This window comes from Mediterraneibacter catenae, from assembly GCF_008691045.1.
GTDB lineage: Bacteria > Bacillota > Clostridia > Lachnospirales > Lachnospiraceae > Mediterraneibacter > Mediterraneibacter ornithocaccae.
This window is the reverse complement of record NZ_VMSO01000010.1, coordinates 109,599-121,887: the sequence shown is the minus strand read 5'-3', so window position 1 is coordinate 121,887 and position 12,289 is coordinate 109,599. Positions and strand designations below refer to the sequence as shown.

The following is a 12,289-nucleotide window of genomic DNA, read 5'->3' as shown; positions in this document are numbered from 1 at the left end:
CAGTTCATACCCTGATATCACGATACTGCCTGCACTGGCGCGGCTTTTAAACACAGATATCAATACACTCCTCTGCTTTCAGGAGGAACTCTCAGATGAGGAAATCGCTCAGATCTGTAACGAGATCGCAAAGATCATGGATGAGAAAGGTACGGAAGCAGCATTTGACGCGGCAGAACAGAAAGTGCGGGAGTATCCCAACTGTGGAAAGCTGATCCACATGATGGCGTCCATGGTGCAGGGATTAATGATGATGTCCGGTGGTTGGAGCACAGACAGAGAAAAATACGAAGAGAAGATACATTCATGGTATGAGCGTGTGACCGAATGCAGCGGGGACGAACAGGTGAAAAATGCCGCTGCTTATATGCTGGCGGGTGAATACATAAGGAAGAAGGAGTACGGGAAAGCACAGAAAATGATCGATTCTCTGCCGGAGCAGCAGGCAGATAAGAAAATCCTTAATGCACGGCTTCTGCTTGCACAGGAGAAATATGATGAGGCGGCAGTGTTGGTGGAAAGGAAACTCACAAATGTGCTTAACGATCTTCTCGTTGTGCTGTCTATGCTGACGGACATTGCCTTTCAGGAGGGGGACATGGAACGGGCGGAAAAGATCGCATCTGCCGGGAAGCAGACCGCTCTTCTGTATGACCAGTGGGGCTACAGCCCGCTGATCCTGCCGATGGAGCTGGCGGTAAAGAAGAAGGATGTAGAAAAGAGTATTGCGTATATCTGGGAAATGTTCCATATGCTGACTGAGCCTCAGCATATGTCGGAATCTGTGTTTTATTGCCATATATACGGGAAAGAAAACTTTGGAAGAAAGTATGACGAGGCGATGGAATCCTATGCAGAGAGGATACTGCCGGGGCTGCTGGCAGAGATAAAGACAGATGAGGGGTATGCATTTCTGCGGGGGAACGAGGAGTTTGAGGAGTTGCTCCGCATATATGAAAAATAGAATTTGCAAGTTCCTCCGGAATCGTCTAAAATAAATGAAGACGAATAAAAGGAACGGAGAAGCCACGGATGATCAGAACAGCAATCGTAGAGGATGACGAGATATATCAGAAACAGCTTTCTTCTTATATCACCAAATATGGAGAAGAGCATGATGAAAAATTTGATATCACTGTATTTCCCGACGGATATGATATCGTTGAGCGCTACAGCGGAAACTATGACATTATTTTTCTGGATATCCAGATGGAGCACATGGACGGGATGGAGGCGGCGCGCAAGATCAGGAAACTGGATGAGAATGTGATCCTGATCTTTATTACTAATATGGCGCAGTATGCCATTCAGGGATATGAAGTGAACGCATTGGATTATGTGCTGAAACCAATTTCGGAGTTTGCGTTTTATCAGGAACTGGACAAGGCTGTCAGGAGATTGAAGGGAAGAAACGAAGCATTTCTTACCGTGGCTCAGGAAAAGGGGATGATGCGGCTGAATCTGTCGCAGATCAGTTATCTTGAGAGTCAGGGACACCAGATCATCATCCATTCTGACAGGGGAAATTATGTGTTTCGGGATACGATGAAACAGATGGAGCAGAAGTTGTCAGGAGGTCAGTTTGTGCGCTGCAATAGCGGATATCTTGTTAATCTCCGTTATGTGGAGGAGGTCAGCGGGAGCACGGTCACGGTTGCAGGAGATAAACTCCAGATCAGCCGTCCGAGACGAAAGTCTTTCATGGAGGCTCTGACAGACTATCTGGGAGGAAAATAAGAATGAACGTAGCAGATATTCCGAAGGTCTACACGGCTCTGGCTGAGTGGGCGTCATGTTTGATCTTCGTACTGGGGATGAAAAAAAGATGGGGAAAGTGGAAAACGGCAGGAATACTTGCCGTTTTTCTTGCTGCACTTTGTGTGCTCCAGTATTATATCGGGGTGTGGCCGGTGGCATTCTGGATTCCGGCGATGGGGTGTGCTATGCTGTTGATGTGCGCGTGTATCTGGTTATGCTGTGCCATACCGGCAGCGTCAGCGGCACTGTGCTTTTCTGTTGCGTTTATGGCGGCAGAGTTTGTAGCTTCGGTGGAATGGCAGATTTATTCATTCCTCTTAGAGCTTGGTTATGGAAGTGTGGCTGTTGAGATTATTCTTTTCCTTCTTTTCTATGCGGGATTGTTTACAGGACTTTATTTTCTTGTAAAGAGATATTTCTCCGATGCAGATAGAAGAAATGCCTCATGGCAGGAGGCGGCTGCTTCTGTGCTGATGGCTGTGGCCGCTTTCCTGATCAGTAATATCAGTTACGTATATCCGAACACGCCGTTTAGCAGCAGTCTCCCTGCCGAGACATTTTATATCCGGACGCTGGTGGATTTTTCAGGTGTATTGATCCTGTTTCTTCAACAGGAACGATGGCGGGAAATGACAATGAAGAAGGAAGTAGATGCGGTGAATTCTATACTTCATCGTCAATACGAGCAGTATAATCTTTCCAAAGAGAATATAGAGATGATCAATCGCAAGTATCATGATCTGAAGCATCAGATTGGTGTGATACGGGCGGAACGGGATTCGGAGAAGAGAGAGCAGTATCTGGCCGAGATGGAAGAGGAAATTAAAACTTATGAGGCTCAGAACAAGACGGGAAATCAGGTTCTTGATACGATCCTGACAGGAAAGCATCTCTATTGTATGCAGCATGATATCAATTTCACCTGTGTGGCTGACGGTCATCTGCTGGACGGAATGAATGTCATGGATATCTGCACGATCTTTGGAAATGCGCTCGATAATGCAATTGAATATGAGGAAAAGATCGAAGATAAGAAGAAACGCCTGATACGTGTGGCGGTATATTCACAAAATCGGTTTATCATAATACGGGTAGAGAATTATTGTGAGGTACGTCTGACAGAGGGAAACCATCTTCCGGAGACGACGAAGAAGAATAAAGAGTATCACGGTTACGGGCTGAAGAGCATAAGGACTACTGCTGAAAAATACGGAGGCTCTATGACGGTAAAAACGGAAGATGACTGGTTCTACCTCAGAGTTTTGATACCGAAGACAGAAAAATTATAGTCAAACCCGATATAATGACCTGACAGAAGGATGATTCCGGGAACAGATTTAGTTCTGCCCGGAATTTTATTGTATATGGAGAAAAACTAAGATTATTAGAAATAATAGACATGAATATGGAAAGGGAAAAAGAAAAAATATACATTATGACAGGTTTTGACGTGAAAAAAGCAGTTTACGACAGAATTGTTTACAAAATATCCTCCTGTGATATTGTGAGGACACAACTTAAGAGAAAGGAGGAGAGAGAATGAAGGGACAGGCTTTTAACCCGTATTTGCCCGAATATGAGTACATACCAGATGGTGAACCTTATGTCTTCGGCGATCGGGTCTATGTATATGGTTCCCACGACAGGTTTGGAGCCCCTATGTTCTGTATGAATGACTATGTATGCTGGTCGGCTCCGGCGGATGATTTAAGTGACTGGCGTTATGAAGGAGTCATTTACAGAAAAAATCAGGATCCGAAGAACCGACTGGGCGTCCGTCTTCTGTTCGCACCGGACATTACGCAGGGAAGTGACGGGAGATACTACTTGTATTACGCTTTCGACTTTATGGGAATCATGGGTGTTGCAGTATCGGACAGCCCGACGGGACCTTTTGAGTTCTACGGGCATGTGCAGTATGCTGACGGAATAGTCTGGGGCAGAAAAAAGGGAGACTCATTCCCTTTTGATCCGGGAGTTTTCGTGGATGATGACGGAAAAATCTATCTCTACTCAGGGTTTTATACTCCTGTACCGGGAATCGTGACAGGATTTCGCAGTCTGGAATTTAAAGGCGGATATGTACTGGAACTTGAACCGGATATGAAGACGATCAGAAAACCGGAGAAGCTGTTGTTTCCGAAAGAAGGCCCGGGCTCATTTGCAGGTCATGAGTTTTTTGAGGCGAGTTCTATGAGAAAGTATAATGGAAAATACTATTTTGTCTATTCTTCCAGACATAATCATGAACTTTGCTATGCAGTGAGCGACAGCCCCACGGAAGGTTTCCGGTTCGGCGGTACACTGGTGAGCAACGGAGATCTGTTCCTGAACGGGAATGAGGATGAGAGCCATGCTTCGAATTATATCGGAAATACTCACGGCGGTCTTCTGTATCTGAACGGGAAGTATTATATCTTTTACCACAGACATACCAACCGCAGTTCCTATGCACGGCAGGCATGCGCCGAGGAACTTGTAATGGATGAAAATGGGATGTTCCAACAGGCGGAGATGACAAGCTGCGGGCTAAACGGAAAACCGCTCAAAGGCGTCGGTACATATCCGGCGAGAATTGCCTGTAATCTCTGGTCGAAAGACGGGACCGGAAGATACGACTGTAAAAATCCGAAAAAGGCTTTTTCGAATCATCCCTACTTCACACAGGATAAGAAGGACGGGGACGAGAGCGCGAGACAGTATATTGCAAATATGCGGGACGGAGCTGTCGCCGGGTTTAAGTATTTTGAGATGGGGGAGGCGCGAAATATCTCAGTGGAGTTGGCTGGAATAGCTTGGGGTAAGATGCAAGTATCAGAAAAACAGGACTTTACCATTATTAATTCAGAGATACAAGTGAATAATCCTACTGGAGAATACAGAACTTATCAGGCGGAACTCAATACAGGAGTTGGTAAATATGCGTTGTATTTCCGATATCAAGGAGAAGGAAAAATTGACTTTATGAAATTTACTTTATTCTGAAAAGGAGAAACGTGGAGACAAAAACAATAAAATTAATATGGACAAATTTTGAGGAACGACATCCGGGAATTGCACAGTTTGTGATGTTTTTTATTGTATGTAATGGCGTGACTGTCCTGCAGATGATCTTGATGCCGGTATTCAAATGGATATTTGGTTTTACACCTCTGGTAGATCTGGATTTTCAGGTTTTTCAGGTGGGAAATAATATTAACGGAAGCCCGTATTATGTGTTTGACTATGCGGGTGGTGCGATTGAGAACGGTGGAGGCGGTGGTCTGGCGTATTTTTTTGCCGTAGAGCTCACAATGGCAATTGCACAGATCATCAACTTCTTTACACAGAGAAAGGTTACATTTAAATCCACAGGAAACGTGTGGAGGGCGGCTTTTTGGTACGTGCTTGCATATGTTATCATTACAATAGGAGCGGCGGCTCTTCAAGGAGTATATAAAGCGCCTCTATACAGCTTCCTGATAGGGACTCTTGGTAACGGAACCGGCGCCGCAGCTGCAGATGCGATTACAATGTTGATTAATTGTGCGATTTCATTTTGGGTATTTTTCCCGATTATGAAATTGATATTCAGAGAAAAATGAGATACTAAATTTGGGAGGTAAGTTTATGTCAAATGGAAATATAAGCCTTATAATTGCAATTATTATGACACTTCTGGTAATTGCGTTACTTGGACTTTACTTTGCTAAACTTAGAAAGAAATGCCTTGTAAAGAGTAAAAAGAGACAGGTTGGGGCTGTATTATTAAGTTGTTTTATGGTTGTTATTACTATTGCGAATTATGCGTGCTATGCGTATCAGGATCTTATCGATGTTGCTTTTTCCAAATCCACAGCCGATGAGGAAGAAGTTGCAAAGGCAACAGCAGCTTCAAAAGAGCTGGTAGAACAGATTGAAGGTGAGGGGGCAGTGCTTCTGGAAAATAAAAATGATGTGCTTCCTCTAAATGTGTCAGATCCTAAAGAAGCTAATATTAATATATTTGGGTGGTCTTCCGTAGATTTGATTCATGGCGGCGGCGGTTCTAGTTCGAAGAATATGGGCGAAGTAGTTGATCTGGTGGAAGGATTGGAAAATGCGGGATTTCATGTAAATCAGGAACTGATTGAGTTTTACAAAAGTTTTGATTATGAACGTGAAACAAGTAGTGTTCCAGGTGTTTTTGTCTATGATTTCAATATTTATGAAGCTCCGGTAGAGAGTTATAGTGAAGAACTGCTTAGCAACGCACGTGATTTTTCTGATGTTGCGCTTATCGTACTTACCAGACAGGGCGGGGAAGATGGTGAACTTCCGATGGATATGTCTGAATGGGGAGGAAGAGAAGATCAACACTATTTGGAACTCTCCGATACTGAGCGAGAAATGATTGATATGATAAAAGCGCAAGGATATGAGAAAGTAATTGCGGTAATTAATAGTTCCCATGCAATGGAACTTGGATTTTTGGAAGAGGAAGGAATTGATGGCGCAATATGGATAGGAGGTCCGGGTGCAAATGGATGTAACGCCATTGGGAAAATAATGAGTGGGGAGATTAATCCCTCCGGAAGGTTGGCTGATACTTATGCATATGATCTGACATCAGCACCAGCCTATTATAATGCGGGAGCATTCTGGTATAAAAATGCACCTGTAATTGTCAAGAGTATGACACCGCCAAGTACGGATCATGACACATATCATTCTTTTGTAGATTATGCGGAAGGGATTTATGTCGGGTACCGCTATTATGAAACCCGGTGGATTGATAATGAGACTGGAGTCTGCGATGAAGAAAGTTATCAGCAATCGGTACAGTATCCATTCGGATATGGTTTGAGCTATACAGATTTTACACAGGAAATTACGAATTTTAGTGCGGATGACACAACAATTTCGATTGATGTAACAGTTACTAATCAGGGGGATGTTCCAGGAAAAGATGTAGTACAGATTTATTATACGGCCCCGTATACAACTGGAGGAATTGAAAAAAGTCATGTCGTTTTAGGTGCTTTTGACAAGACAGAGATGCTGGAACCAGGCGAGTCGGAAACTGTGACTCTAACGATGGACACAGAAAGCATGGCAAGTTATGATTATATAAATGAAAAATGTTACGTTCTGGATGCGGGTGATTACGAGATTAAGCTGATGAATAATTCACATGATGTGATTGACAGTCGTATTTATACTGTTGATTCAAGGGTTGTATTCGATGAAAATAATAAACGTGAGTCAGATATGACAGCTGCAATAAATCAGTTTGATGATATGACTTATGGAGATAATGTTGCATATGTCAGCCGTGCGGACTGGGAAGGAACATTACCTAAAGAAAGGACAGCCGATAGAGATGCGAGTGATGAATTAATTGCTGCAATAGAAAACACCGGAGTTGAAGACGACCCGTCAGCTGAGCCAATCGTTGTACAAGACAATGGTCTTAAGTTTTCTGATATGGCAGGGGTACCCTACGATGATCCAAAATGGGATCAGCTGTTGGAACAGATTCCAGTGGATGAGATGGCAAATCTTATTGGAATCGGAGGATATGTTACACAGGAAATGCCTTCTATAGATAAACAGCAGACCGTAGAGGTAGAAGGGCCGCTTGGTATGAATAGTTTTATGAATGGTATAGCCGGTGTAAAATATCCGAGTGAAGTTGTGCTTGCATCTACTTGGAATGTTGATCTTGCTAAAGAAATGGGGCTTCGTGTCGGAGAGGAATGTCGTGTACAGGGATATGATGGGATTATGGCACCAGCTATGAATATTCATCGTACGCCGTTTTCCGGACGTAATTTTGAATACTATTCAGAAGATTCCTTCCTTTCAGGAATGATGGGAGCAAATACAGTACAAGGATACAAAGAAAAAGGTGTAAATACATTCCTAAAACATTTTGCCCTAAACGATCAGGAAACAAATCGCTGGGGTGTAAGTGTATGGTGTAATGAACAGGCGGCTCGTGAAATATATTTCAAACCATTTGAACTTTCGGTCAAAGAAGGGGGCAGCCAGGGAATTATGTCTGCATTCAATCGATTAGGCACAACATGGGCAGGAGCAAATTATTCATTGCTTACTACTGTATTAAGAGATGAATGGGGCTTTCAGGGAGCCGTTGTATCTGATATGGCTGTCTGGGATTATATGAATACAGATCAGGCCATAAGAGCGGGAAATGATTATATGTTGACACTTGCCAAAAGAATGCCAAGTGAAGTAAGTATAGAAACAAATGCTGGAAATCAGGCAATGCGGAAAGCTACGCACAATGTACTTTATGCACTGGCTAACAGTAATGCAATGAATAATACGATTCAGCAAGATTCCAGCCTTTGGCTGTGGCTTCTTGGTGGATGCGATGTACTTGTTCTTATTATTGGTGCTCTAGGATTTTATGGCATAAGTCGTAATAAAAAACAAAAACGACAGTAGGACATAATTACTTCTGTAGTCTAAGTCATTTCTTGGTTACAGAAGTAGCTATGGTATATACCCGGCTTCTATTCCTATCTTTGACACTTAGCGGATAACAAAGACGGTCATATTCCCATAAATATAAGGGGTATGGCCGTCTTTGTTATCATTTCAAGAGTATAAGATTAGCTTACGCTTTCTATTTCTGATTCTCTTTCGCCAGCTCCTGCATCTTCATTGCGCGGACCTTCAGCGGCAGACCGAACAGTGTGATGAATCCGTCTGCATCGTGGTGATCGTACATATCGCCTGTTGTGAAGCTAGCCAGTGACTCGCTGTACAGGGAGTACGGGGATGTCTCGCCGGCTTTGATGATGTTGCCTTTGTACAGTTTGAACTTCACTTCGCCTGTCACATACTGCTGTGTCACATCTACAAATGCGCGGATCGCTTCGCAGAGCGGTGTGAACCATTTTCCTTCATATACGACCTGAGCGAGTTTGTTTCCCATCTCTTTCTTCACTTCGTATGTAGCGCGGTCAAGGATCAGCTCTTCCAACTGCTGGTGAGCGGCCATCAGGATCGTTCCGCCCGGCGTCTCGTATACTCCGCGGGACTTCATGCCTACGACACGGTTCTCTACGATGTCGATGATGCCGATGCCGTGCTTTCCGCCCAGTGTGTTGAGCTCTTTGATGATGTCGGCTACTTTCATTGCTTTGCCGTTGATCGTCTTCGGAACACCGGCCTCAAATGTCATTGTCACATATTCCGGTTCGTCCGGCGCGTTCTCCGGGGATACGCTTAAGACGAGCAGATCGTCGTAATTCGGTTCTACGGACGGATCCTCCAGTTCCAGACCTTCGTGGCTGATATGCCACAGATTGCGGTCGCGGCTGTAGCTGTGTTTTGTATCGAACGGAAGATCGATGCCATGAGCCTTGCAGTATTCGATCTCGTCTTCACGGGACTGCATGGTCCACAGGTCTGTCATACGCCACGGAGCGATGATCTTGATGTCCGGAGCGAGAGCCTTGATGCCGAGTTCGAAACGGATCTGGTCGTTTCCCTTTCCTGTAGCGCCGTGGCAGATGGCAACAGCGCCTTCCTTGCGTGCAATCTCAACCAGCTTTTTCGCGATGGCCGGACGCGCCATAGATGTTCCGAGCAGATATGCGTTCTCATATACAGCGCCTGCTTTTACGCACGGCATGATGAAATCTTCGGCGAATTCGTCTACAATATTTTCAATATATAATTTGGAAGCTCCGGAGAGTTTAGCCCTCTCGTCAAGTCCGTCCAGTTCTTCTCCCTGTCCGCAGTCGATGCAGCAGCAGATAACGTCATATCCGAATGTCTCTTTCAGCCACGGGATGATCGCTGTTGTGTCAAGTCCGCCTGAATATGCTAAAACAACTTTTTCTTTACTCATTTTAATAGCCTCCTGAATGTATTTTTATTAATTTTGCCGTCCGGGGGCCGGTCGGCCGCTTTTCTCTGTTTTTACCGCTCTCGCGGGCTACAACATACTATACACCAGAACTTATAATTATGCAAGAGAAAATTATAAAAAAGAATAATATGCATAAAATACATAAAGAATGCATAAAAATGCAATAATATTGTTGGAATATGCATAAATATAATGATAATTTTTTGTATTTTTAAAAAAACTTGATGTATATCCGGCAAAAAAGCAGTATAATGGTCGTGTAGCATGTAAATTTGTGCCCTTGAGAAAGGACAGCAGATCAAAAATATATTACATCAGGAGGCAGTTATGGACTACGCAAAAGAATCACTGAAAATGCACTATGAACTGAAAGGAAAGATCGAGGTTACCAGCCGTGCGGCGGTAGATTCCAAGGAGGCATTGAGCCTTGCATATACACCGGGAGTTGCAGAGCCGTGTCTGGAAATCCAGAAAGACATCAATAAAAGCTACGATCTGACAAGACGCTGGAACACGGTCGCAGTCATTACAGATGGCTCAGCGGTACTGGGACTTGGAGATATCGGACCGGAGGCTGGCATGCCGGTTATGGAAGGAAAATGTGTACTGTTCAAAGAGTTCGGAGGCGTGGATGCAATCCCTCTCTGCGTCAGATCACATGATGTGGATGAGATCGTAAAGGCTGTAAGTCTTTTTGCGGGAAGTTTTGGAGGAATCAATCTGGAGGATATCTCAGCCCCGAGATGTTTCGAGATCGAGAAGAGACTGAAAGAGTGCTGTGATATTCCGGTATTCCATGATGATCAGCATGGTACTGCGGTCATCACTCTTGCAGGAATGATCAATGCACTGAAGCTTGTCGGAAAGAAGATCGAGGACATCAAGATCGTAACTTCCGGCGCCGGTGCAGCAGGTATCGCTATTATCAGACTTCTGATGTCCATGGGACTTAAAAATGTTATCATGACAGACCGTCACGGAGCAATTTACGAAGGAAGAGATTATCTGAATCCGATCAAGGAAGAGATGGCAAAGATCACGAACTTTAACCATGAGAAAGGAACTCTGGAAGAGGTGATCAAAGGGGCTGATGTATTTATCGGAGTATCCGCACCCGGTACGCTGACACAGGATATGGTGCGCAGCATGGCAAAAGATCCGATAATCTTCGCATGCGCGAACCCGACGCCGGAGATCTTCCCGGATGAGGCGAAAGCGGCAGGGGCAGCAGTTGTATCTACTGGACGGAGCGATTTCCCGAACCAGGTAAATAACGTACTGTGTTTCCCGGGAATCTTCCGCGGTGCTCTGGATGTTCGGGCATCTGATATTAACGATGAAATGAAGGTGGCTGCGGCATATGCGATCGCAGGACTGGTAAGTGACGAAGAGCTGAATCCGGATTATATCCTTCCGGCAGCATTCGATCCGCGCGTAAAAGACGCAGTGGCAAAGGCAACAGCCGAGGCGGCAAGAAAGAGCGGCGTGGCAAGGATTTAAGCATTTCGTTGAGCCTGTGATTCATTAGGTCAACAGCAGCAGAGGGAAATTCCGATAATGGGAATCTCCCTCTGCTTTTTCTGTATAATATAAAAATAAATTCTGAAATACGGGAGAAACATTATGATTCATACAGTAACATTAAATCCGGCCCTCGATAAGACAGTCGAGATTCCTTCTCTGACTGTTGACGCGGTCAACCGCATTACGGCTATGCGGACGGATCCGGGCGGGAAAGGGATCAATGTCTCGAAAGTGATCAGCGTACTTGGCGGCAGCAGTGTTGCGTACGGCATACTGGGCGGAGATACGGGAAGAGCGATCCTGGCGGCACTGGATGAGATGGGGCTTGCCACATGCTTTCATTTTGTGGATGGTGAGACCCGCACGAATATGAAGATCATTGATCCGGTCAGACATACAAATACTGATATCAATGAGCCGGGGGTGAGCGTGTCGGAAGAGATCCTGAAAGAGCTGTTGGGAGATATGCTCGGGAAGATCAAAACGGATGATATCGTGGTCATTTCCGGAAGCATGCCGAAAGGTTCGCCGCAAGATACTTATTTTACGTGGATAGAGGCATTTCAGGAAAAAGGAGCGAAAGTGATTCTCGATGCGGACGGGGATCTGCTGAAAACAGGCATGAAAGCCTCTCCGTATATGGTCAAACCCAATAAGCAGGAACTTTCCGCACTGGTCGGAAAGACACCGGGGACACTGCAGGAGCTTGTGGAGACAGTCAGAGATCTTATGAAAGAGTACAGCATAGCAAAGACTGTAGTATCGATGGGAGGGGAAGGCGCCCTGTATGTGACAGAGAAGGAAACTGTCTTCGCGGAAGGACTTAAAGTACCGGTAGGCAGTACGGTGGGAGCCGGAGACAGCGTGGTTGCAGCTCTTGCGGTAGCAGAAGAATCAGGGACGAGTCTGGAGGACACGGTCCGTCTTTCCATGGCAGCCGGAGCGGCTAATGTTATGTGCAGCGGGACACAGCCGGCTGAATATGAGGTGATCAGGGAACTGATCCCCAAGGTAGTGTTTCACAGGCTCTGAACGCATGGGGTTCATTCTTTAGAGAAAAGTTAAAAAAAGTGACAATGTCACTGTCGGACCGGGTGTAAATGTGGTATTCTCTCTTTACCTGACAGGTATATGCGACAT

General features: G+C 45.0%; 10 protein-coding genes. 9 read left to right on the top strand and 1 reads right to left on the bottom strand.

All coding sequences use genetic code 11. The features are described from left to right. From FNY66_RS15515 to FNY66_RS09425, 7 genes are all read left to right on the top strand, one after another. Nucleotides 1-964, top strand: a 964-nt coding sequence (locus FNY66_RS15515) for a tetratricopeptide repeat protein (protein ID WP_190324816.1), incomplete at its 5' end; no start/stop codon positions are given. A 68-nt stretch (nucleotides 965-1,032) separates the two neighbouring features. After that, nucleotides 1,033-1,737: a LytR/AlgR family response regulator transcription factor gene (locus FNY66_RS09445; protein ID WP_150310947.1), complete on the top strand. Its 705-nt coding sequence runs from the start codon at nucleotides 1,033-1,035 to the stop codon at nucleotides 1,735-1,737. A 2-nt stretch (nucleotides 1,738-1,739) separates the two neighbouring features. After that, nucleotides 1,740-3,047 carry a sensor histidine kinase gene (locus tag FNY66_RS09440; protein WP_150310946.1) on the top strand — a complete coding sequence of 436 codons (1,308 nt, stop codon included), beginning with the start codon at nucleotides 1,740-1,742 and terminating at the stop codon, nucleotides 3,045-3,047. A 110-nt stretch (nucleotides 3,048-3,157) separates the two neighbouring features. Beyond that, nucleotides 3,158-3,301, top strand: coding sequence for a hypothetical protein (locus FNY66_RS15510; protein ID WP_190324815.1), 144 nt, complete (start codon nucleotides 3,158-3,160; stop codon nucleotides 3,299-3,301). After that, on the top strand, nucleotides 3,298-4,743 hold the full coding sequence (locus FNY66_RS09435) for a family 43 glycosylhydrolase (protein WP_150310945.1): 1,446 nt from the start codon (nucleotides 3,298-3,300) through the stop codon (nucleotides 4,741-4,743). The genes FNY66_RS15510 and FNY66_RS09435 overlap by 4 nt, the downstream gene beginning before the upstream one ends. Nucleotides 4,744-4,754: 11 nt before the next feature. Continuing rightward, entirely contained in the window at nucleotides 4,755-5,342 is a 588-nt protein-coding gene (locus FNY66_RS09430; protein ID WP_150310944.1) for a hypothetical protein, read from the top strand. A gap of 25 nt (nucleotides 5,343-5,367) precedes the next feature. After that, entirely contained in the window at nucleotides 5,368-8,190 is a 2,823-nt protein-coding gene (locus FNY66_RS09425) for a glycoside hydrolase family 3 N-terminal domain-containing protein (protein WP_150310943.1), read from the top strand. A 181-nt stretch (nucleotides 8,191-8,371) separates the two neighbouring features. Here FNY66_RS09425 and FNY66_RS09420 read toward each other — a convergent pair whose 3' ends face one another. After that, nucleotides 8,372-9,604 carry an argininosuccinate synthase gene (locus FNY66_RS09420; RefSeq protein ID WP_150310942.1) on the bottom strand — a complete coding sequence of 411 codons (1,233 nt, stop codon included), beginning with the start codon at nucleotides 9,602-9,604 and terminating at the stop codon, nucleotides 8,372-8,374. A gap of 348 nt (nucleotides 9,605-9,952) precedes the next feature. Between FNY66_RS09420 and FNY66_RS09415 the strand changes: the two genes are divergently transcribed. Both FNY66_RS09415 and pfkB read left to right on the top strand, forming a co-directional pair. Next, on the top strand, nucleotides 9,953-11,125 hold the full coding sequence (locus FNY66_RS09415; RefSeq protein ID WP_150310941.1) for an NAD(P)-dependent malic enzyme: 1,173 nt from the start codon (nucleotides 9,953-9,955) through the stop codon (nucleotides 11,123-11,125). Nucleotides 11,126-11,248: 123 nt separating this feature from the next. Continuing rightward, nucleotides 11,249-12,181 (top strand): 1-phosphofructokinase, encoded by a 933-nt coding sequence (gene pfkB, locus FNY66_RS09410; protein ID WP_087150802.1) that lies wholly within the window; start codon nucleotides 11,249-11,251, stop codon nucleotides 12,179-12,181. Nucleotides 12,182-12,289: the final 108 nt, after the last annotated feature.

What these genes read in the sequence shown, in the direction of transcription:
- FNY66_RS09445 (WP_150310947.1), top strand. Translation starts at nt 1,033, where the DNA reads ATGATCAGAACAGCAATCGTAGAGGATGACGAGATATATCAGAAACAG.
- FNY66_RS09440 (WP_150310946.1), top strand. Translation starts at nt 1,740, where the DNA reads ATGAACGTAGCAGATATTCCGAAGGTCTACACGGCTCTGGCTGAGTGG.
- FNY66_RS15510 (WP_190324815.1), top strand. Translation starts at nt 3,158, where the DNA reads ATGAATATGGAAAGGGAAAAAGAAAAAATATACATTATGACAGGTTTT.
- FNY66_RS09435 (WP_150310945.1), top strand. Translation starts at nt 3,298, where the DNA reads ATGAAGGGACAGGCTTTTAACCCGTATTTGCCCGAATATGAGTACATA.
- FNY66_RS09425 (WP_150310943.1), top strand. Translation starts at nt 5,368, where the DNA reads ATGTCAAATGGAAATATAAGCCTTATAATTGCAATTATTATGACACTT.
- FNY66_RS09420 (WP_150310942.1), bottom strand. Translation starts at nt 9,604, where the DNA reads ATGAGTAAAGAAAAAGTTGTTTTAGCATATTCAGGCGGACTTGACACA.
- FNY66_RS09415 (WP_150310941.1), top strand. Translation starts at nt 9,953, where the DNA reads ATGGACTACGCAAAAGAATCACTGAAAATGCACTATGAACTGAAAGGA.
- pfkB (WP_087150802.1), top strand. Translation starts at nt 11,249, where the DNA reads ATGATTCATACAGTAACATTAAATCCGGCCCTCGATAAGACAGTCGAG.